The following is a 23,167-nucleotide window of genomic DNA, read 5'->3' as shown; positions in this document are numbered from 1 at the left end:
GGGGCTTGGGATGGAAGGGTGGATCTGGCTTGGCGCATGGCTGGTTGCCTGCGCGATCATCTTTGTGGACTTCAGCTGATGCCGTCGCATGCTGTGGTTGCTCTGCGTGCTGCGGCCATAGTGCTGGCGCTGTTTTTGCTGCTATGCCCTAACTCGGCGCATGCCGCGACGGATGTTGGTCAGGCGATGCAGAGCTGTCGCAATAGTGTTCAGTGGAAGGCGCTGAACTCCGCGCGCCGATGTGATGATCTTGGGAGGATGCCTGACGGAGTTTGCCTCGTCGGATTGCCTGCGACAAATGGGCCCGGGCACATCGGCACATGGTCCTATGACTGTGACTTGACGTGCAAAAGCCGCGCCGACTACAACGGCCCCTATCCCAACAGTCAATACACGCCACTGAGCGGTTCAATTTCTTGTGATCTTGGCTGCACGGTCGCCTGGCGACGGAATGCTGATGGGTCGGTCAACGGATCTGCGAAGAATGCAGACAAGCCGTGTACCGGCGAGGATTACGACAACGACGACAAATGCAACGCGGCCGTTGGTGGTGGTAATGGCTATTTCTACAATCGGCAAGTAGGCGTCTGCGAGCCGAAAGAGGCGGACTGCGGCGGGGGGCAGAAGCCCAATTCTCTCGGGAAGTGTGCTCCCGAGCCCTGCCCAGATGGCATGGCTCAGCAAGCCGATGGCACGTGCAAAAAGAAGGACAACGAGTGCCCGGCAGGGCAGGTCCGTTCGCCGGACGGCAAGTGTTTGCCTGGGGACGGTCAGTGTGCCGCTGGTGAGGTTCGCGGGCCAGACGGTACGTGCAAGAAGGATGGAGACGGCGACGGTCAACCGGATGACCCCGGCGAGAACGAATCCTTCTCTGGCGGTGACGACTGCAGCGCTCCACCATCGTGCAGCGGGTCTCCCATCATGTGCGGTCAGGCGCGCATCCAGTGGCGCATTGACTGCAACACGCGAAAGAATCGCAACATCTCGGGTGGTCTCTGCAGCGCTATGCCGGTCTGCACGGGCGAGAAGTGCGATGCGATGGAGTACGCCGGACTCCTGATGCAGTGGCGCTCAGCCTGCGCTCTGGAAAAGATGGCGCAGGGTGCCGGCAATGGCGGTGGAAGCGCGGACGTAAAGGCGATTCGTGACGCACTCACCGGGAGCGGAGGAGCTGTTACAACCGCGCCGGATCGACCCAGTTCCGACGTATGGTCACGCAGCAGTGGTACGCCGGTAAAGCCAAACACCAGCGGTTATGGCTGGGGCCGTACGTGCCCTCAACCGCCAAGCATTGAGGTGTTCGGGAACTCAATTCAGATCAACACTGCGCCGGTCTGCAATTGGCTGATTCTCGGCGGATACTTCGTCATGGGTCTTGCTGCGCTGTTCTCGCTGCGCATCATCGCAACTAGGGACGCTTGATCATGCCAATGCTCATCAGTACGTTGCTTACCGCGCTCGCTGCGCTGTTCCGCTCCAAGTGGGGTCCATGGGTCGCTGAGGCGATGGTATGGCTGGGGTTGTCCTGGGCAACCAATGAGTTCCTTGTTCAGCCGTGGATCGACCAAATGGAACAGGCAATGCGCGCTGGCGCGCCGGGCGGCGAGTTTGGCGCCTTGGTTATTGCCTACGCAGGCCTGATGAAGTTCGACGTTGCTTGCACCATGCTCGCGTCCGCTGCCACTGCCAAGTTCGCTGTGGGCGCTGCAAAAACGTTCCTGACGAAGCGAACCTGATATGCCTATCGAACTGTTCACCGGTCAGCCCGGCAACGGCAAAACGGCATTGATGATGGAGCGGCTCGTTGCAGAGGCGAAATCAGCGGCCCGTCCGATCTTTGCAGCAGGGATCGACGGGTTAGATCCGGGCCTTGCAACTGTCTTGAAGGATCCACGTGAGTGGAATGCGGTCAGGCCCGGCGAAACCTGCACGTGCAATGACACGGAGTCGGAATCGGCCTGCGACGCACATGTGATCCCGAACGGCTCGCTAATCTTCGTTGATGAATCGTGGAAGTGGTTCGGGCACCTTCATGACGCTTCACGTCAGCAGACGCCGCGCCACGTTCTCGAACTGGCTGAACATCGGCATCGTGGCCTGGACTTCGTGTGGACTACACAGCAGCCGAACCAGCTGTATCCGTTCGTACGTGGCTTGATCGGATCGCACGCGCATGTGGTGCGCCGCTTCGGCACCAAGATGCTCGATGTGTACCGCTGGGGTGAGTTGAACGAGGAAATCAAATCTCTCGCAAAGCGCGATATGGCGCAGCGTACGACGCGCCTTCTCCCTTCGCAGGTTTTCGGACAATACAAGTCCGCCGAGGTTCACACGATCAAGGCTCGCATTCCATTCAAGGTGATGCTGCTGCCGGTGCTGATTGTCGTTGCCCTTGTGTGCGCCTACTGGGCATACACGTCGCTTCGCTCATCGGACCTTGCTGGTGGAGAGGGGAAAGAGGGGACGCGATCGGCGTCAGCCGATGCGGCCCCTTCGCCGTTCCGCGCCCAGGGCGCGAAGGAGGATGCACCGCGCTGGCCCACAGCCGCCGCGTATGCCAAAGACCATTTGCCGCGCATCGGCACCATGCCGTGGACGGCACCCGTTTTTGATGAGCGTCAGGCGCGGTCCGATCCGCAGCTGGTGTGCATGTCGTCACTGGAGGGGGTTGATGCACAGGGCGTGCATCAGGAGGCCAGTTGCCGTTGCCTGACAGAGCAGGGCACCGCTTACGAGTTGAGCCAGCCTGAGTGCCGCACGCTGGCGCGCAATGGACCCGTCTACAACCCTTACCGGGAGCGTTCTGAGGAACGCCGGGAGCAGCGGCTTGATGCGTCCGAGCGAGCCCGGCCGGGATCGGCGTCGGGGTGGACGGGCAGCACCGTGCAACACGTTGAGCGTTCTATGGGCTCGTTCCCGGAATCTGCGTCCTATCGATCAGATAGCTACCTGACCACTCAGCCGGGGCCGAACAAGCTATGACCTGCAGCGGGCGCGAGTTGTTGAAGTGGCTGGCCGTCATCCTCATGACCGGGGATCACGTCGCCAAGGTGATCTATGGTGGATACGTGCCTGGACTCAGTGAAGCGGGGCGGGTTGCCTTTCCGCTGTTCGCACTGGTGATGGCATATAACCTCGCCCAGCCCGGCGCTGATGTGGGCAAGTCCGTTCGCAGGCTCGCGTTGTGGGGTGTCATCGCGCAGCCGGTGCACGCGCTGGTGTTCGGCTACTGGTTGCCTCTAAATATCCTGCTCACGTTTGCCTTGTGCGCTGCTGCGGTCTACGCGGTCGGCCACCGGAAATGGATCGTCCTGGCATTCGCCGCGGCGGTGCTTCCGCTGTTCGTGGACTACCAGTGGGCCGGTGTGGGGTTCGTGCTGCTGGCGTGGGTCGGATTCCGCACAGAACGGCCTCTGCTGGTTTTGGTGGCATTCGCGCCGCTGTGTGCCTTCAATGCCAACCTGTGGGCGCTGGCTGCCATTCCGGTGGCCGTGGGGCTGTCCCATGCAGCGTGGCCGGTTCCGCGCGGCCGTTGTGCCTTCTATGTGTACTACGTAGCCCACCTTGCCTGCATAGTGCTGCTGGCACCTATGCTGCGGCCATGAGCCTGCACCGATACTTCGCGCGCGAGCGAAGCCGTAAGGCGTAGACGGTCAAGGGCAGGGGGCGTCGGGTACGTTCTCCCATCCGCCTGGAATCCGCCGAAACGCGACCCCGTTGATGCAGCGCAATTTATCGTGGTCGGTCGCGTTCCTCAGCCGAGCGGCTTCCGCATTCTGGATGGCGATTTCATCGTCCATTGCCTGAGCCATCTTGATTTCCGCCTCGGCGCGTTCGCGGCGCTCGCGCAGTTCGGCCATGAACGCCTTGTTGTGCGCGGTGTTCGATGGCGTCTCGTTTGAGGCGGTTTCTGGTCTATTGAACCGCGCATTCCATGCGTCTCCGGTCCGCAGATGTAGCCAGATTCCAGCACCGGCCATGCCCAACAGCAGCACGGCCCACATACCGAGCCACGGAAACTCCCAGCGTGAGCGTGGGATGGGCGGCAGGTATTCCGGTCGTTCGCGCTCCATACGTCCCCCAAGGCGTTCTACGCGCATTCTACCGGGGTGTAGGGGCGGCGCCCCTACGGAAGCGCCTCACACGCGCTGGCGGCGTTTCGGCCCCGGTACCGGCAGGACTGCTACAGGTGGTTCGGCGTCAGGGCCAGCCAACGCCACCGATGGACGCTGTTGGCGGCGAGCCACAACATCTCGCAGATTGACGACAGTGGCAGGACAATGCGGAAAGCCGGCGCGTCGATTACGCACACGCTTGGAACTGTCGATCGACGGATCTGAACGAGCGTCGCCCATCATCCGGCGCCATTCCTGCGCCTGCGCAGCGGTGAGCGACAGCCAGGCCAGATCCTCGGGGTACAGTTCACGGCCTTCGGGGGTGACCAGTCGACCAGCCTTAAACGAAAAACCGGCCCAAGGGCCGGTTAGGTTGCGATCTCGCACGATCAGGCTCCATGCCGCAGCGGGATCAGGGGGCGAGGCAAGCGGCGTGCCAGCCAGCCCCGGATGCGCTTGAACATAATATACATTATGCGAAATACAGAGTGTCCGCCGAAAGTTGCAGAAGATTGATCCACCTCTTCGCGAACCCCTAGCCGGTTAAGCTCACGTCGACTTCGGGCTCTACCGCCGTGCGCGCAACCTTGGGGTCGCCTCCTTTGAGAACATCAGCAGCTTGACTCGACAAATCTGACCTACTCAATCCAGTCCTCTCGCTCAGATTTCGCCGTTTCCAGGGCTTCATGAAGCCGGGCATCAAGTTGCTGTCTTGCTGCCTTAGCTCGGTCGGCTCTCCGAAGCCACGAATCGAGCGTGAGCGTAAGCAAGAGGAGTCCGAGCACCACGCGACGGAGCAGCGTTTCGAATAGGAGTTAGCAGCTCACGAACCTAGATGGCGAAGTGAACGCGCAACTTCGGACCCGTTCGGCAGCGAATTTCTCGTTGTTCCGTTCACATGCAGCTACGCCAAAGTTCACCGGATCAAGAGGCGCTCAACGGTGGACTACTGGTGAGTCGGTTGAAATGTGCGATTTCCTGGAACGAAGCCCTGTTTGGGTCGGAAGCGCCCCTTCCCTACCCCCGATAAATCTCCCTTATCGACCTGTGGAAGGCTAACGTACGCCGAGATCGCGCCTCCGCTCTGGGAGCGTGAGAGATCCCAGTCCGAGAGATCATTGCGCATGCAGACCCTCCGAACAACCGCCTGCATGGGTAATCAGCCGCGGCGCCGCTTGTGCCCGGCCCTGGACGACGATCGACGCCATATGCCCGATTGGCGCTGACACATCTGCACCCCACCACACGGCGCTGGTGCCATCGCCGCCAAGTGGTTGCCATTGAGTGCCCCACTCGGCTCCGCCAACGTGCTGGTTGCTGGGATCCTCCAGTAGGCCTACGCCGCGGGCCTTCAACCAGGCCTCCTTGCGTACCCACAGCCGGGCCAGCGCGCTGGCAGCATGCGATTCGGGCGTGAGTTGGAGGTCGGCCCGTTCCTGCTCGGAACAGATGTAATCACGCATGGCGCTCTGGTCAGTGATGCTGGCGATGCATTCAATGTCCGCACCTACTTCAGTGGAGGCAATGGCCAGCACAGCATGCGAGGTGGAGTGTGACAGGTTGAACTGGACTGGATGGTCTCCGACCAGATAGGGCTTCCCGTGACGCCCGCGCTCGAAGCGAAGCGCTGCGGGGGGAAGCTGCAGACAGTCTGCGATGATTCTGCGCAGTTGCCCGTGCGCGACGGTGTAGGCCACCTTGTCGCGGAGCGCGTGAAAGCGGGCAGCGCGATGCTGCTCTTCGGCCGAGAGCAGCGGCCCAAGTTTGCATGCCAGGTGCATGTCGTCCAGCGGCCAGCACCAGCAATGCACCTCATCAGGTGATAGGGTCACTTGGTTACCGCATGGGACTGTGCCATCGCCGACCAGTCCCCCAGCACGCTATCCACGATGGCCCGGTCATGGTCGAGTATGAAGAAATGCCCCCCCTTGAACCAGTGCACCTTGAACCCCCGCTGGGTTTCCTCGCGCCACATCGTTACCTCCAGCGCGTCGGGGTCATGTTCGTCGCACCCGGCCAGTACCGTGATGGGAATCCGCAACAGCTCGGCCTTCCGGTACCGGTAATCGAACGCCATGCGGAAGTCGGCACGCACGGCGGGCAGTACCAGTTCCATCAGTTCGTCATTGGCCAGTACCGCCGGCGGCGTAGCTGCATACTCCTGCAGTACACTTTTGAGTTGATCGGCTGGCAGGTCGTGCACACGTCTCAGGGGGCGCCGTCGCTGCGGTGCATCGCAGGCGGAGACGAACAGGTGCTCGGGTAGCGGCAGTCCCGCGGACTGGAGCAGGCGCGCCAGCTCAAACGCCAGCAGAGCACCAAGGCTGTGGCCGAACACCACGAAAGGTGCCGGGTCCAGCAGGTTGATCTCCCGGGCCACCGCACCTACAACATCGGCCAGGGCCTCCAGTGGCTGCTCCAGCAGCCGGTCTGCGCGGCCGGGCAGCTGTATCGCACAGATCTCGGCGCGCGCCCCCGCGAGTGCCTGCCAGCTGCGGTAGGTGCTGGCATTTCCGCCAGCAAAGGAAAAGCAGAACACGCGGCGTGGCGCGCCCTTCTCGGGCGGCCGGGCAAACCAGGGCGAATGTCCACCAGCTCGCAACATCAGCACGTCTCCTCGGACTCGTCGAACTGGCGCGCGTACGTTCCCGCGATGGTGCCGTCCTCCATGCGAATTACCCGGTCGGCATAGCGGAAGTAGGCGTCGTCATGACTGATCACGATGACAGCCTTGCCTGCGGCCCTGAGCGTCTGGAGAATCTGCGTGTAGAAGATCCGTTTGAATTCCGGGTCTTGATCGGCCGCCCACTCGTCAAACAAGTAGGCGGGACGATCTTCCAGGAATGCTGATACCAGCGCCAAGCGCCGCCGCTGTCCGCTGGAAAGGCGAGTGGAACTGAAGCGACCATTGGTAACCCGGACCTTGTGCTCCATCTGAAGAATGCGCAATTGCTCGGCGGCAGCGTGGTCAAATTTCGCATCGTCCTGGGCGACGGCATGTTCGAACAGCTGAAAATCGGCGAACACGGCTGAAAATTGATTGCGATAGGCGGCCACATTGTCAGCGGTGACCTGCTGATCGTTCACGAACACAGCCCCCCTGTCGGGCTCATACAGGCCGAGCAGCAGCATGGCAAGCGTTGTCTTGCCGCTTCCATTGCCGCCGGTTAGAAACAGTATCTCGCCTGACCGTACAGTCAGGTTGATGGGCCCCACATTGAAGGCGACCGTCGAGCCATCTTCGGTGCGGCGTTCGACCTGCCGCAGTTGCAGCGTCAATGGTGCATGAATGACGAGCGATGCCTCGCTGGAGGACGGGGGCCGTACATGGTCGTCCAGTTCAGTGCCCACACTGTGCACCCGGGCAAAAGCGATGCTGGCCTGACGCAGCGGAGGTATTATTGCCAGCAGTTCGCCCACCGGCCGGATCAGGTAGAGCAGGATCACCGTGGCGGCCGCAGCGGCCGGTAGCATGTCCGGGTACAGTGCGGGGATGCCGAACAACACCAGACCGATGATGACATAGAAGCTTGCCAGCCCCGCGTTGGAGATCGCCACGTAGCCGGTCATTGCCTGGATGTAGGATGCGCTGACCTTACGCGCCTCTGGCAAGACGCCCTCTTCGACCACGAACGCGGCGCGACGGGCATTGAGCTGCAGTTCCTTGGCGCCAGCCACCAGGGTGCCAAACTGCGCATACAACGCATCCAACTCTTCCCGGACCCGTCGCAGGCTCTGGCGCGGACCACGCTCGGCACGCCCGTAAGCCGCCATGGCCACTCCGAGCAGGACGGCGATCGCCACGAACAAGCCGCCGGATGTGATGGCCATGTAGCCCAAGCAGATCAGGGCAAGTACGCCATTGGAAAATGCCAGTGGAATCAGCGCCGAGGCGGACACGATTACGTCGGTATCCTTCGTCAGGATGGCATTGAGTCGCGCAGCACCAATGGCCTGTTGCTTGATGAAAGGCACCTTCAACAGCGATCTGCTCAGGTCCTCGCGCAGGCGCACCACTGTCGCTTGCGCGGAGCGCATAAGCAATAGATCGCAGACGGTCTTGGAAAGCAGGAACACCAGGCAGGCGAATGCATACGGCCATCCGCCCGACATGCCCTGCCCGGTCATTGCATGCCCGATCAGCACGGCGAGGCTGGCGCCTGCCAGACCACTCACTACTCCGGCGACTGCGCCGATGGCGAATCCAAGCCGGGAATGCCGGAACAAGTAAGCGGTAAGCGCCTTCATTGCGCACCTGCTGCGGAAATGCCATCGGCCTGCACAATGTCCCTGACAATGGACAGGTACTGTGCGCCGAGCGCCTCGATCTCGGATCTATCGAAGTAGGCAGTGCTCCAGTTGAGGGTGAGCAGTCCAGAGGCATCGGCCTGGCTCATTGCCATGGTCAGGTTGAGGGGATAGTGGAACCGGTCGAACGCATGGATCCGCTTGATATTGACACCTCGTGGCTGGGCTTCGAGCTGGCGTGAGTGATGGAAGTCGACGAAGTTGAACGATCCGAAGAACAACGTGTCCGCTTCAGGAACCATCACTCTCAGGTCGGCTCGGGCGTGCTGTTCCACTTCCTGCAGTCGGATGGCGAGCCGCCGGCAGTCGTCGCCTTCATCTGCGACCACGGGAGCCATGTTCCAGAACAGCCCGATAGCACCCAGCGGATCAGACAGTAGTTCACTGCGACCGTTCATGACCACACCAACCGTAGTGCGCTTTTGCCCGGTCATCGCCCGCATAAGATGGTGGTAGGCGTTCACAAATAGCGCCTTGAGTGGAACCGCGTTTTCTCGGCAGTATGCCCTGACCTGCTCACCGAGCAGGTTATCCATGGGCAGCGCGATGGGTTCCAGCGATCCGCCACCCGGGTCGTCGCGTCGCGCGCGCAGGGTGGGCGTCCGCTCGACCGCATTCCAGTAGCGGCGTGCCCTTCCCTGCGCTGCGGCATCCTGCTCCAGTGCCACTAACTCGCCCGCTACATTGGCTTGAGCGGTCGGTGCGAAAGGCGCCCCGCGGCGGTAGGCTTCATATGCCTGCAGCAATTGCCCGAGAAACACGATGTTGCCCCAGCCATCGCAGATCGCATGGTGGATTGAAATCATGAATTCATAGCTGTTGCTGGAGCGCGTGAACCACCGGAAGCGGTATAGCGCTTGGTCGCCAAGTGCGTCGAAACGGTTGATCCGGTCCTCTCGCAGCATCCGCAGCACGGCAGTCTCCTGTGCTGCGGAATCGAGGTGCGACAGGTCATCACGTTCCAGTGCGAAGGGCACATGATCCAGCACAGTCTGCCAGATGCCCTCGCCGTCCTGGCTGAAGCGGGTACGCATGACAGGGTGAGCGGCGATCAATGCCCGCAACGCCCGCGCCATGGCATCTGGATCCGGGTCTTCATCCTGCACGTGGAACGACTGCTGGCAGTGATATACCCCCTCATCTCTCGACTCCCCGTAGCCCATGACCATGACCTGCTGCATGGACGAGAGGCGATACCGCCCGCCCGGCAACGTTGCCGCGGCTGATACAGGTTTCGACGGCGATGCGGGGGAAGACATGCGCGTCGCAAGCGCGGCGATCGTGGAGTGCCTGAGCAGCTGCACTACGGTGAGGGCAATGCCACGGCGGCGGACTGCCTGTACCACCTGCACGGCGCGGATGGAGTCACCGCCGAGTGCGAAGAAGGGGTCGTGAACTCCCACGCGCTCGAGTAGCAGGACTTCGCACCAGATCGCGGCCAGCATTCGCTCCATGTCAGTGAGTGGCGCAGTATAGGAGCGTCTGGCGACGGCGCTGTCATCCGGACGCGGCAGCTTGGCCCGGTCAAGCTTCCCGTTTGCGTTCAGTGGCCACTGCGGCAGGATCACATAGAGGGCGGGCACCATATAGTCCGAAAGGTTCATCAGCAGTGCATCCCGCAGGTGTGCGGGGCTGCCTATCGCTTCGTTGTGGCCCAGCAGGTAGGCACACAATTGCCGTCTCTCTCCGGCATCCTCATGGGCGACAACGACGGCGTCGCGCACGCCGGGCATGGTGCGCAACCGGGACTCAATTTCGCCCAGTTCAACGCGGAAACCGCGGATCTTGATCTGGAAGTCGTTGCGCCCCTTGTACTCGATCGTACCGTCCGGCATCCAGCGTGCCAGATCGCCGGTTCGGTAGCGGCGGGCGCCAGGACGGGGGTTGTTCGGATCTGGGAGGAAGTGCTCGGCCGATAGCGCCGGACGATGCAGATAGCCTCGGCTGACCGGGGTGCCGCCAACGAACAGCTCCCCGTAGACGCCGATCGGGCATGGCGCGCCATGTGCATCCAAGATATGGATGGTGCCGTTGGCGACCGGCTTCCCGATATGCGGGCGAGGCGCGCCTCCACGAACGTAGGCGATGGTGGCGTCCACGGTGCATTCGGTGGGGCCATACACATTGAAAAAGCGCGTGCCCGGCAGTTCCTGCATTGCGGCCCACAGCTCCGCGCTGACAGCATCGCCACCGATTACGAATGTCATCGATGCGCGCAGCGCAGCAGTAGAAAGGCCAGCTTGGAACCACATGGCCAACTGCACGGGAGTGCCGTCCAGTACATCAAGGCGCGCGGTCCGTAGGAAATCGAGCATGCCCTCGCCGTCGAAACGCACGTCTTCGGGGACCATGACCACGCAATGGCCCGACATCAGCTGTGTGATGGACTTCAGTGATGCGTCAAAGGCCACGGAAGCGTTCAAACCGATTCGGGCGCCGGGCGAATATGGCGCAAAGATGGACTCTTGAAGCGCCGTCCATAGGTTGAGCACACTGTGATGCTCCACCATCACGCCCTTGGGCAAGCCCGTGGACCCTGACGTATAAATGACGTAAGCCAGATGACGATCGCTCAGGCCTGCTACCGATACCGGCGTGTCGAGCGCGTGGGCGACCTGCGGCCCATCAATACCCAGAACCGGCAGTTCGCCGGCGACCGCCTGGAAACAGGGTGCCTGTGCGCAGGTGCTAACCAGCGCAAGCGCACCGCTGTCGTCCAGAATGTGGCGAATGCGCTCAGGGGGCATTGCCGGATCCACTGGAACATAGGCGGCGCCCGCCTTGAGGATGCCCAGTAGACCTATCATTGTGCTGGTGCTGCGTTCGGCGCCCAGCGCTACCCGGTCGTCCGGTCCAACCCCCAAGGCTGCCAGCACGTGTGCCACCTGGTTGGCGCGTCGGTTCAGTTCGCTATAGCTGAGTACAGTGCCACCCTCTTCCACGGCATCGGCATTGGGCTGCAGCAGAACCTGCTGCTCGAACTGCTGGTGGATCAACCCGGATACCGCTCGGGGCCGGGACGTGTCGTTGAACGTGTGCACTACCGCCTCGCGCTCATCGGCTGATATGAGGCTTGCCGACAATGCAGGCGCCGCAGGATCCGCAAGCATCCCACTCAGCGCGGCCCTGTAGTAGCCGAGGATACGCGCTGCTTGGCGGGCTCCCATGCGCTGGGGATCGACTTTGAGCTGGAACGCAATCTGATCCTGTGATTGGCTGAACGTAGCAGACAGCGGGTAGCCGGTAGCCTCGTGGCTGTGGTTGCCCAGGATGGTCACACCTGCTGTGCCGGCGAGCTGGTCATACGCATGGAAATGCACGTAATTGAACGTGGATTCGAAATGTGCGACGCGGCCGTTATCCGCGTACAGGGCGAAATATGGATGGAAGCGATGCTCGATGACGTCGAGTTCACGTTCGAAGGTTTGCAGGATCGCCTGCTCCCAACTGCTGTGCGTGCGTGTGACGCGCAACGGAAGCGTGTTGAGGAACAGGCCCAGCACCTTGTCGCCATCCTCGGCTTCCGGGCGAACATTGCATACCAGTCCCGTGATCACATCGTCCGTGCTGCAGATCAGCGAAAGCACGCTCATGTGAGCACACAGCAGCACCGTGCGTACCGGTACGCACAAACGATCCGCCAATCCCTGCAGCGCCCTCAGCTGATCGGCGGGGATCACGTCCTTCAGGGTGCCGCTGAAGTCTGCGATCTCGTCCCACTCCGCGCCCATACCGGTTGGCATGGGGCACGGAGTGTACCCGTCGAGGTGCTTCTTCCAGAAGGCGCGTTGCGGCTCCGAGTTCAGTGCCTGCTTTTCTGCGGCGGCGGCATGCCCTGGATGGGTGTTTAGTGGGGCCAGCAACAGCCCCGGTCCGGGCTCGCCCAGCCGCGCGAGGTACCCACCAAAAAGCTCGGCCTGTAGCAGCGACACGCTCCAGCCATCGAGAATGGCGTGGTGGAAGCTCAGCGTGTATTGGAGCGATCCACCACGTAAGTGGACGAAAATCCGGAGGAGCGGGGCCTGCGACTCGTCGAAGTCGTTTAACTTCTCAGCCTCCAGGAAGTTCTGGATCTGCATGTCCTGTCCAGAGCGGTCGAAACCGGATAGATCCATGACCTGCAGAGGTACATTGGCTTGTTTCCATACCGTTTGCATCGGCTCGGCCTCCGGATCGAAAATGAAGGCGGTACGCAGTACGGGGTGGCGGCGGGCCATGACCTGCAACATCTCCCGCATCAGGGGCTCATCCCAGCGCGGGAGCTGCAACTCCAAGCTGAAAACGTCGTGGTAGACGCCGCGGTCGGATTGAGCCTGGGCATCGAACAGCATCCCCTTCTGTAGCATTGTCATGGGGTAGCGTGCTTCGAGCGATGGATCCCCCGCGAGTACTGCATCCATGGTGTTGTCGACGACGGAAATTGGTTGCTGGCTAACGGTGACCTTGGCCAACTGGGCCACGCTCGCGCTGCGGAACACCTGCGCGACGCTCAGCGACAGGCCGAGTTTCTTGGCCTTGGCGACCACGGCGATAGTACGGATGGAGTCGCCGCCCAACTCGAAAAAGTTGTCATGCCGACCTACCCTTTCGATCCCGAGCACGTCCTGCCAGATCGATGCGATGGCCTGTTCCACCTCGTTGACGGGGGCTTGGTATCGGTGCGTGGCAATGGCGGTGGCGCCTGGAGCGGGCAGCGCTTGCCGGTCGAGTTTACCGTTGCCCGTCAGAGGCCATTCTGCTACGCGCACGAATGCAGTCGGGATCATGTACTCGGCCAGGTGATGGCGCAGTGCCTCACGCAGCGCTGCCGCGGAAGGATTCCCGCCTGCTTCTGCGATCAGATAGGCCACCAGGCGCTTGTCGCCCGGCACATCCTCCCGCGCATGTACCACGGCCTCGCGCACCCCGTCGCAGGCCTGCAGGCAGGCTTCGATCTCCCCAAGCTCGATGCGGAAGCCTCGGATCTTTACCTGGAAATCGTTGCGGCCTAGGTACTGAAGATCGCCATCTGGCAGCCTGCGGGCAAGATCGCCGGTGCGGTACAGCCGTGCCGATGGATCGCTGCCATACGGATCAGGAAGGAAACGTTCGTCAGTTAGTTCCGGGCGGTTGAGGTAACCACGCGCAACCCCGGCTCCGCCCACGTACAGCTCTCCGCAAACACTGACTGGCACTGGTTGTTGATGCGCATCGAGCACGAGGATGCGCAGGTCACTGAGCGGGGCTCCGATCAGGCTGCCCCGCCCCGCCTCCACATCGGCGCGTTCGATGCGACGGAACGTAGCATGCACGGTGATTTCCGTAATGCCATACATGTTGACCAGCCGGGTACGGTCAGGGTCGTTACGGAGGATCCAAGGTGCCAGCATGGAGAGGTCAAGCGCCTCGCCGCCAAAAATCACATGACGCAGCCGGTGGCGCAGCGTGCTGCCGGCCTCTGCTGCGATCAGCTGACGAAACGCACTGGGCGTTTGGTTGAGTACGGTGACGCCCTGCTCTACCAGCAACGCGTGGAACTCACCAGGGCTGCGGCTGATGTCGGTCGGGACCACCACAAGGCGCCCGCCGTACAGCAGCGCCCCCCAGAGTTCCCACACCGAGAAGTCGAATGCGATGGAATGGAACAGCGTCCACGTGTCGTCCGGGCCGAATTGGAACGCGTCACGGGTTGCCGCGAACAATCGTGTGACGTGACCATGCTCGACCATGACGCCCTTGGGCTGCCCGGTCGAACCGGATGTGTAAATCACATAGGCCAGATGTTGAGGGCGGAACTCTGACAGGGACGGCTTGTCAACCGGCTGATCGCGTGGTAAGTCCAATTCATCGAGCAGCAGTAACGGCACCTGGGGGAACGAGGGGAGTTGTTCGGCCACGACCGAGTCGGTCACCAATGCCATCGGCGCACTGTCGGCGAGCATGAACGCGAGGCGTTCGCGCGGGGCCGAAGGGTCCATCGGCACGTAGGCAGCGCCTGACTTGAGGATCCCAAGCACCCCCACTACCAGGTCCAGGCCACGATCCATGCACAATGCCACGCGTTGCTCGGGTCCGGCACCGCGGGCTCGCAGTGCGTGCGCCAGTTGGTTGGCGCGGACGTCGAGCTCGCGATAACTTAGGGTCTGCTTGCCGTGCACCAGTGCCACCGCGTCCGGAGTACTGGCGGCATGCGCCTCGAAGGCCGCTTGGATGGGGTCGTTCTGTACATGCCGCGTTGGTGCGACGGGACCCCGCACCAACGTCTGCTGATCGACAGCGGACAGCAAGGGCAACGTGCTGACACGTTGCTGATCATTAGCCACCATGCCCGTCAGGACATGCTCAAGTGCATCGGCCATGGCCTGGACGCTCGCCGGTTCGAACAGGTCACAGGCATAATCCAGCCCGCCGAAGAGCTCGCCAGCACGTTCCACAAAGGACAGCGACAGTTCGAACTGGGTGGTCACCTGCGGCATTGGCAATGACGACAGCGCAAGGCCCGGAAGACTGAAATCGCCTCCGTCCGGGGTGTTGTCCAGTGACAGCATTACCTGGAACAGCGGGTTATGCGCGAGGCTGCGGACCGGTTTGACGGCGTCCACCACTTGCTCGAAGGGAACGTCCTGGTGCGCATAGGCTGCCAGCGCAGTGCTCCTGATCTGCGCAAGGAGCTCGGCCACCGTCGGATCGCCGTCCAGTCGCACCCGCAGGGCAAGGGTATTGACGAAAAAGCCTATCAACCCGGCAAGCTGGGGGCGCTGGCGGTTGGCAATCGGGGTGCCGACTACCATGTCTGTCTGTCCACCGAAACGGGACAGGACAATTGACCATGCACTGAGCAGTGTCATGAACAGCGTGGTTCCGTGCTCGCGGGACAGGCGCTTGAGCGCGGTCAACAATGTGGTGCCGATCCGGAGTGGCAGGCTGTTGCCGCGGTAACGCTGCACAGCGGGTCGCGGCCTATCGGTTGGCAAGTCGATCGCGACCGGGGCGCCGGCCAAGTGCGTCTGCCAGTGGTCAAGCTGGCGCTGCAGCGCCCCGTCGCGTAGCCAACCGCGCTGCCACACCGCATAGTCGGCATACTGCAACGTCAGGGGCGGCAGCGGGTCTTCCCGTCCTTCACTGAAGGCAGCATAGAGGGTGCCCAGTTCGTGCATCAGAATGCCCAGCGACCACCCGTCGGACACGATGTGATGCTGGGTTATCAGCAGCACATGCCGATCTGCTGAAAGACGCAGCAGCTGCCCGCGCACCAAAGGTCCCTGCGCGAGGTCGAACCGCCGTTGCGCCTCAGCAGACCCTATTGCACGTACCGCGAGTTCCTGCTCTGCGTCTGCCATGCCTGACAGGTCGTGATGATCGAGCGGGAAGCCGACGTCGCCTGCAGCGATGATTTGCCTGGGTTGCCCGTCCACACTTTCAAAGTGCGTGCGCAGGCTCTCATGGCGCGCAACGATCCGGTCCAAGGCCGCCTGCAACGCCGTGTGGTCGAGTACGCCCTGCAAGCGCGTTGCCGAGGCGATGTGGTAAGCAGCACCTGCCGCCGGGTCTAGCTGATCCAGAAACCAGAGTCGCTGCTGCGCCCAGGACAACGGCGGCGGCGGCCCAGATCGGCGAGGGATCACGGCCGGGGTTGCCGCGACCTGCCGCCGGGCATGTCGCTTCTGCAGTTCACGCAGCAGTACCGCGCGCTTCAGCTGCTCAGCCTCCGACTCTGTTTCAACGCTCATTCTGTTCTTCCTCTTCGAGCATCCGGCGAAGGTCCTGCTGTGACAGGTCACTAAGCATGCTTCCCAGGTTGTTCACGTCCTCGTCCTGGAACTCGGCGATCTGAATGCCCACTACCGCATCGGCAAGGGCCGCGAGTACGGGGCGCTCGAACAACGCGCGGACGCTCAACTCGATGGCGAACGCGTCGCTGATCCGGGCGCATAGCTGCACCGCCAAAAGGGAATGTCCACCAAGGTCGAAGAAATTGTCATGCCGACCGACCAGCGCGATGCCAAGCACATCCTGCCAGATGGCAGCGATGGCCTGCTCGGTCTCGCCGACCGGCGCTTCATGATCTTGCTTCGCAATCGCATCTGCTTCGGGTGCTGGAAGAGCCATCCGATCCAGTTTGCCGTTGGCCGTTAGCGGCCACTGCTCCACGCGCACGTAAGCGGCGGGAACCATGTAGTCCGCCAGGTGGCGCAGGAGGGACTGGCGCAGCGTCGCGGAGGCGAGTTGCGCGCCGGGCTCGGCCAAGACGTAGGCGACCAAGCGTTTGTCACCGTCCGCGTCCTCACGTACTAGCACCACGGCTTCACGGACGCCGTTACAGGCCAGCAGGCGTGCTTCGATCTCACCCAGTTCGATACGGAATCCGCGAATTTTCACTTGGAAATCGATACGACCTCGGTATTGAAGCTCTCCCTCGGGCAGCCAGCTGGCGAGATCGCCGGTACGGTAGAGTCGTGCCGAGGGATCGCTGTTGTAAGGATCTGGCAGGAAGCGCTCGGCGGTCAGTTCCGGGCGGTTGAGATAGCCACGCGCCACGCCGCTACCACCTACGTAGAGTTCTCCGGTCACACCTATCGGCACTAGCTGTTGATGCGAATCCAGAACCAGCAGCCGCAGGTCTGAAAGGGGAACGCCGATCACGCTGCCCCGCCCCGCCTCTACGTCACCGCGGTGGATGCGGCGAAACGTGGCGTGCACGGTGATCTCTGTGATGCCGTACATGTTGATGAGCTTGGTCTGCTGCGGATCGTTCCGGTCGACCCAGGTGGCCAACATCCGCAGATCAAGCGCCTCTCCGCCGAAGATCACATAACGCAGCTGGTGGCCCAACGTACTGGCAGCCTCCGCTGCGATCAGCTGCCGGAAGGCACTGGGGGTCTGGTTGAGAACGGTGACGCCCTGATCCACCAGCAGTGCATAGAACTCTGCGGGGCTGCGACTGACCTCCGTGGGCACTGCGATCAAGCGACCGCCGTGCAGCAATGCACCCCAGACTTCCCATACCGAGAAATCGAACGCGAAAGAGTGGAACAGTGTCCAGACGTCATTGGCATCAAAGGTGAAGTTCTCCTGTGTGGCAGCGAACAGACGACTCAGGTGCCTGTGTTCGACCATCACGCCCTTGGGCTGACCGGTGGAGCCAGAGGTGTAGATCACATACGCAAGATGCTGTGGCTCCAATGCTGCCGTGGCCGGGTTGTGGCGGGGTTGACTGTCCACCATGCCTGGGGTGTCGACAACCACCAGCGGAGCCGCTGGCGCATGCTGGAATCGCGACGCCAGATGCGACTGGGTCACGACGGCCATCGGTGCACTGTCCGCCAGCATGAACGCAAGGCGCTCGGGCGGTGTGGTCGGTTCCAGCGGGACATATGCCGCGCCGGATTTTAGGATACCCACGATTCCGATCACCAGCTCGGGCCCACGGTCCATGCAAAGCGCCACCCGCTGTTCGGGTCCGATGCCGCGGGCCCGCAATGCGTGGGCCAACTGGTTGGCGCGGGCATTGAGCTCGCCGTAGCTGAGTGTGGTGTCTTCGAAGACGATGGCTACCCTTTCCGGATGCTGCTCGGAGTGCGCCTGGAAACGCGCATGCAGGAACTCCTGGGCCCCATGGTCGTACGGCATCGGGGAGAACGACGACAGCAGACTATGCCGCTCGTTGTCGGGGAGCAGTTCAAGCGCGCTCACCTGTTGGCGGTCATCACGCACCATGCTGTCTAGCACAGTGTGCAGACAGTCGATCAATCGTTGCACTGTAGTGGGGTCAAACAGATCGCTGGCATATTCCAGCCCGCCCAACAGCTGACCGCCGCTTTCGACGAATGAGAGTGACAGATCGAAATGCGTCGTCACGTGCGGGGTGGGGACAGAAGACAGGGTCAGCCCAGGCAGGCTGAGCTCCCCTCCGCTGGGGGTGTTGTCCAGGGACAGCATTACCTGGAAAACCGGGCTGTGCGCCAGGCTCCGTGCGGGCTTCAGCGCCTCAACCACCTGTTCAAACGGCACGTCCTGATTCGCGTAGGCCGCAAGCGTGGTGGCCTTCAGCTGGGCCAGGAGTTCGGCCACGGTGGGATCCGCATCCAGCCGGACCCGCAACGCCAGGGTGTTGACGAAGAATCCAATCAGCGGCTCGATCTCCGGACGTTGACGGTTGGCTACCAGGGTGCCAATCACCACATCGGACTGGCCACTGATCCGTGACACTACGGTGGACCATGCCGCCAGCAAGGTCATGTACAAGGTTGTGCCATGCTGCTGGGAAAGGCGCCGCAGCGCGGTCACACGCTCGGCGGTGATCTGCAGGGGCAGATTGCCACCTCGATAGCTCTGAGTCGCCGGCCGCGGGTGGTCCAGCGGCAAAGTGAGAAGGGCCGGTGCGCCGGAGAGGTGGGTCCGCCAGAAGTCAAGCTGCTGTTCCAGTACCTCGCCCTGCAACCAGCTGCGCTGCCACGAAGCGTAGTCCGCATACTGAAGCGGTAGCTGCGGTAGCGGATCCTCCCCTCCTGAACTGTAGGCGCTGTACAGGGTGGATATCTCGTGGACCAGCACGCCGAGCGACCAGCCGTCGGAGACGATATGGTGCTGGGTCACCAGTAGCACGTGCTCCTGCGCGGACAGGCGTAACAGGCGCCCCCGGATCAGGTCGCCCTCGGACAGCGCAAAGCGCTTCTGTGCCTCGGCGGCCGCCAGCTGCCGCACGGCCGCTTCCTGCTCGGCTGTGTCCAGTGCGGACAGGTCGTGGACGTTCAGGCTGAAGCCGTGGTCTGGCGTATCGATGACCTGTTCGGGGCGCCCGTCCACGTTGCGGAAGCGTGTGCGCAAGCCTTCGTGGCGGGCCACGATACGATTCAGCGCGGCCTGCAGCGCCGGCTGGTCCAGGGTTCCGCGCAGGCGGATGGCAGTGGGAATGTGATAGGCGGCTCCGGCCGCCGGGTCGAGCCGATCCAGGAACCATAGCCGCTGCTGGGACCAGGACAGCGGCAACGCCTGGTCTCGCGGAACCTGTAACAGTGGTGGCTGCACCGAGCGACCCGCCTGCGCGATGCAGCGAGCAAGATCGGCCAGCGTAGGATGGTTGAACACCTCACGCAGCGCGACCTCGATGTCCAGCAATCGGCGCAGTTGCGAGATCAATTGGATGGCCAGCAGCGAATGACCACCAAGGTCGAAGAAGTTGTCATTGCGCCCAACTTGTGCAACCTGCAACAACTGCTTCCACAGCTGTGCCAGCGTGACTTCGATCTCCCCACGCGGCACATCGAAAAACTCCACACTGGCCACCGTACGCTCGGGCGCCGGCAGTGCCTGCCGATCAAGCTTCCCGTTGGGGGTCAGCGGCCAGGCTGGCAGCTGCACGAAGGCGCTGGGCAGCATGTATTCGGCAAGCGAACGTGCCAGCACGGAGCGAAGCTCGCCGGCCTTGACCGGATCGCCGGAGCCGGAGATGAAATAGGCAACCAGCCGCCTGTCGCCGGGTTCATCTTCGCGCAGCAGAACCACCGCCTCGCGGACATCCGCGCAGGCCTGCAGTGCAACTTCGATCTCGCCGAGCTCGATGCGGAAGCCACGGACCTTGACCTGGTGATCGTTGCGGCCGAGATAATCGATCGTACCGTCGGCCTGCCACGCCCCCAGATCGCCTGTGCGGTACATTCTCGCTGCTGGTCCGGGTGAGAACGGATCCTGGACGAAGCGCTCAGCAGTCAAATCAGGGCGTTCGAGGTAGCCACGCGCTACTTGTACGCCCCCTATGTGGATCTCGCCGGGGACCCCCAACGGCACCGGTGCGCCCCATCGGTCAAGCAGGTAAATGGGTGCACCGGCGATCGGCTTGCCAATGCTCTTTCCCGGACGCCGGCTGTCGACTGGGTCGACCGTGCACCAGACACACGCTTCAGTGGGTCCATACTCGTTGTACATGCGGGCGGAAGCCGGCATGCACTCGGCATGGCGGATAGCCACGCGGTGACCCAGCGCCTCACCAGCGACGATGACCGATCGAAGTGATTCCAGGCCCTCGCCGTTGCAGTAGGTCAACACGGCGTCGTAAAGCGATGGAACGCTCAGCCAGCTCTCGATGCGATGCTCGCCCACCAGTCGGGACAGCGCAGCCGGATCACGCGCCTCGTCATGGCGGGCCACCACAAGGGTTGCGCCGGAGCAGAGCGCCCAGAAGATCATCGCCACCGAACTGTCGAACGCAAAAGACGGAACCAGCAGCATCCGAGAATCCGCCGGGTAGTAGGCGATCCGCGCGCGGGTGGAGGCGACGATACCTGCATGGTGGACCATCACGCCCTTGGGCCGACCGGTGGAGCCGGACGTGTAGATGACATATGCCAGATGATCTCCCGATAGCCCGGCCTTCTCCGGGCGCTGCGTGGGTTGTCCAGCGGTGATCGGGCATTCACCGTCCAGCGTGACCACACGATGCGCGTCCGCGCCCAATGCACTCAGCATGCCAACCAAGGCGCGCTGGGTAAGCACCACCTGCGGCGCGCAATCACTGATCAAATAGGCCAGCCGTTCCGGTGGATACGCCGGATCCAGAGGGACATAGCCGGCACCGGCCTTCAAAATGCCGAGCATGCCGACCACCATGTCCACGCTGCGCTCCATGCACAGGGCAACACGCCCATCGGCAGCGATACCGGCAGCGATCAGGTAATGCGCGACCTGGTTGGCGCGCTGCTCCAGCTGGGTGTAGCTCAGGGACGCGTCGCCACAGATAACGGCCACCCGGTCAGGGGCTGTATCCACCGCCTGTTCGAACAGGGAATGCAATAGGGTGTCCGAGTCGACCTCGGGAACATCCGGATTGAATGCCACCAGCATCCCGCGCTGCTCAGATGGCGGGAGCATGGGCAGCTGGTATACCGGTGCCTGAGGCTGCAGCTCCAGTGTGTCGACCAGCCCCTGCACGGCCCGGTCGAGATAACCCACGATACGCTCCGCGACGATGCTACCAGTACATTGCGCGTTCATGGAGAAGCCCACGCCGTTGTCGTCCACCGACATGCTGAGCGGATAGTTGCTGCGCTCCTCTATGTGTACAAGCTCCACACCCATCCAGCTATCCGCCTCATCCCGGCTGCCGCGTGCTGCGGCGGCGATGGCCGTGTGCCGGTAGTTGAGCAGTGTGGTGAACAGAGGCAATGGAGCCTCGACAGCGCTGCAGCGTTGTGCCATCGGAAGGGGAGCCTGTTCGTGCTCCAGTAACCCGGCCAGTGTGTTGGCGGCTTGTTGGACGACGGCTCCGGTGCTGCGCTCACCCAGCCTGAAACGCACGGGCAGCGTATTGATAAACATACCCATGACCCGGCTGGAGCCCTCCGAAGCTCCCCAGCGGCCGGCCAGGACGGTACCAAAGACGACATCGTCGCGGCCGCTGCAACGGGCCACGACGTGCGCCCAGGCGACATGGAACAAGACAGCTGGGGACACACCCAAGCGTCGGGCACAAGCACGAGTGCGCTGGGCCAGAGCCGGGTCCAATGTACGCCGTGCCTCGTTAAAGTTCTCATTCTGTGCGTGCACATCAAGAACGCCGAACGGAGCGGTCGGTTCGTCCACGTCGCCCAGCATGTCGGTGAAGAATCGCTCATGCCCCGCATCAAGGGGGGCTGAGGTCTGTGCGATGAAGTTCCGATACGGAAGGCTTGCGTCGAGCGCGCTTCCTTCATCGTGCATCAGGGCGCCTACCTCACCGATCAGCAACTGCAGCGAATAGTTGTCGCTGATGATGTGATGGTCCAGCAGCAACAGGAGCCAGCCAGCGCCGTCGGCTTCCGGAGCGATGTAGGCCCGCAATAGCGGTGCCACACGCAGGTCCAGGCGAGTATTACGTGGATCGATCCGGCGCAGCAGCTGTGACAAGGCATCCTCGTCCGGTGCCAACGCCAGCGTCTCGACCCCTAGTGTGGCGGTGCGGTGTACGACCTGGACTGGTGTCGACAGTCCCGTCCAGTGCACGGACGTACGCAGGATGTCATGGCGATCGATCACGCGCTGAAGTGCCGCGACAAAGCGGTCCAGCCGCTCGCGACTGTCGAAGGCGATGACCGAGCGCATCAGGTAGGCATCGCCCGCCTGGTCCAGCAAATGATGGAATAGCATGCCCTGCTGCAAGGGGCCCAATGCGTAGATGTCCTGGACGCAATGATGGCCATCGCCTGCTTCGGCGACCACCGTGTCGATTTCCTCCTGGCTCAGGCTCACTAGCGGCAGCATGTCGGGCGTGATGCGCGATGCGTCGCGCAGGCCTGTGGAGCTGCCATGCTGGGTCAAGTGCGCGATCAGTACGTCCCGGTTTGACCTCAGTGAGTGTTTCAGTGCCTCTGTCAATGTGCCGGGTGGGGCACGAAGGGCCAAGCGGCCATCAACTGCCTCGATCTTGATGCCCAGGTCGGCGAGTTCTGCCAGCAGGTCCATCGCGCTCATATCAGGAATTCCTCCATGTTTTCATCCGCCAGGGCTGCATCTGGAATGCGGTTTTCCGGCACCACGAATGCACCGTTCGCCTTGTCACCAACAAGATGGGCCAGGGTCGAAGGTGTCGGCGAGGTGAAGACACTCTTGACATCAGCCTGCAGGCCGCGCCGACGCAGTTGCTCAATGACTGTGATCACCAGCAACGAGTGCCCGCCCAGTTCGAAGAAGTTGTCGTGGCGTCCCACCTGCTCCAGTCCCAGCACCTCCTGCCATACCGCAGCGATGGCCAGTTCTGTCTCCCCCACCGGCGCCTCGTAGCCACGGGCGGC

The 23,167-nt window shown here is 62.4% G+C and carries 12 protein-coding genes; 4 read left to right on the top strand and 8 right to left on the bottom strand.

Annotation, left to right across the window (positions count from 1 at the left end; translation table 11 throughout):
• Nucleotides 1-36 precede the first annotated feature (36 nt).
• From QOL57_RS00060 to QOL57_RS00045, 4 genes are read left to right on the top strand one after another with little or no spacing between them, the layout of a single operon-like run.
• Nucleotides 37-1,422 (top strand): virulence factor TspB C-terminal domain-related protein, encoded by a 1,386-nt coding sequence (locus tag QOL57_RS00060; RefSeq protein WP_089241131.1) that lies wholly within the window; start codon nucleotides 37-39, stop codon nucleotides 1,420-1,422.
• Nucleotides 1,423-1,424: 2 nt separating this feature from the next.
• Nucleotides 1,425-1,736, top strand: coding sequence for a DUF2523 family protein (locus QOL57_RS00055; RefSeq protein WP_089241133.1), 312 nt, complete (start codon nucleotides 1,425-1,427; stop codon nucleotides 1,734-1,736).
• 1 nt (nucleotide 1,737) lies between these two features.
• Entirely contained in the window at nucleotides 1,738-2,982 is a 1,245-nt protein-coding gene (locus QOL57_RS00050) for a zonular occludens toxin domain-containing protein (protein ID WP_089241135.1), read from the top strand.
• Nucleotides 2,979-3,605 carry a TraX family protein gene (locus QOL57_RS00045; RefSeq protein ID WP_089241137.1) on the top strand — a complete coding sequence of 209 codons (627 nt, stop codon included), beginning with the start codon at nucleotides 2,979-2,981 and terminating at the stop codon, nucleotides 3,603-3,605. Before QOL57_RS00050 ends, QOL57_RS00045 begins: the two co-directional genes overlap by 4 nt.
• Before the next feature lie 48 nt (nucleotides 3,606-3,653).
• Here the strand turns inward: QOL57_RS00045 and QOL57_RS00040 are convergent, their stop codons facing one another.
• The 8 genes from QOL57_RS00040 to QOL57_RS00005 form a co-directional block, all read right to left on the bottom strand.
• Nucleotides 3,654-4,073, bottom strand: a complete 420-nt coding sequence (locus QOL57_RS00040; protein WP_089241139.1) for a hypothetical protein — start codon at nucleotides 4,071-4,073, stop codon at nucleotides 3,654-3,656.
• A gap of 66 nt (nucleotides 4,074-4,139) precedes the next feature.
• Nucleotides 4,140-4,502, bottom strand: a complete 363-nt coding sequence (locus QOL57_RS00035; protein ID WP_089241141.1) for a DUF3653 domain-containing protein — start codon at nucleotides 4,500-4,502, stop codon at nucleotides 4,140-4,142.
• Nucleotides 4,503-5,230: 728 nt separating this feature from the next.
• Entirely contained in the window at nucleotides 5,231-5,947 is a 717-nt protein-coding gene (locus tag QOL57_RS00030; RefSeq protein WP_141134270.1) for a 4'-phosphopantetheinyl transferase superfamily protein, read from the bottom strand.
• Nucleotides 5,944-6,720 carry an alpha/beta fold hydrolase gene (locus tag QOL57_RS00025; RefSeq protein WP_089241145.1) on the bottom strand — a complete coding sequence of 259 codons (777 nt, stop codon included), beginning with the start codon at nucleotides 6,718-6,720 and terminating at the stop codon, nucleotides 5,944-5,946. Before QOL57_RS00025 ends, QOL57_RS00030 begins: the two co-directional genes overlap by 4 nt.
• On the bottom strand, nucleotides 6,720-8,363 hold the full coding sequence (locus QOL57_RS00020) for a cyclic peptide export ABC transporter (RefSeq protein WP_089241146.1): 1,644 nt from the start codon (nucleotides 8,361-8,363) through the stop codon (nucleotides 6,720-6,722). The genes QOL57_RS00025 and QOL57_RS00020 overlap by 1 nt, the downstream gene beginning before the upstream one ends.
• The gene (locus QOL57_RS00015; RefSeq protein WP_089241148.1) at nucleotides 8,360-16,132 is read right to left on the bottom strand and encodes a non-ribosomal peptide synthetase; all 7,773 of its coding nucleotides are present in this window, start codon (nucleotides 16,130-16,132) and stop codon (nucleotides 8,360-8,362) included. The genes QOL57_RS00020 and QOL57_RS00015 overlap by 4 nt, the downstream gene beginning before the upstream one ends.
• Nucleotides 16,122-22,847 carry a non-ribosomal peptide synthetase gene (locus QOL57_RS00010; RefSeq protein ID WP_089241150.1) on the bottom strand — a complete coding sequence of 2,242 codons (6,726 nt, stop codon included), beginning with the start codon at nucleotides 22,845-22,847 and terminating at the stop codon, nucleotides 16,122-16,124. The genes QOL57_RS00015 and QOL57_RS00010 overlap by 11 nt, the downstream gene beginning before the upstream one ends.
• On the bottom strand, nucleotides 22,844-23,167 hold a 324-nt coding region (locus QOL57_RS00005; protein ID WP_283401525.1), incomplete at its 5' end, for a phosphopantetheine-binding protein. The genes QOL57_RS00010 and QOL57_RS00005, both read right to left, overlap by 4 nt.

The organism is Stenotrophomonas sp. yr243 (assembly GCF_900184195.1).
Taxonomy (GTDB): Bacteria; Pseudomonadota; Gammaproteobacteria; order Xanthomonadales; family Xanthomonadaceae; genus Stenotrophomonas; species Stenotrophomonas lactitubi.
This window is presented reverse-complemented; position numbering and strand designations above follow the sequence as displayed.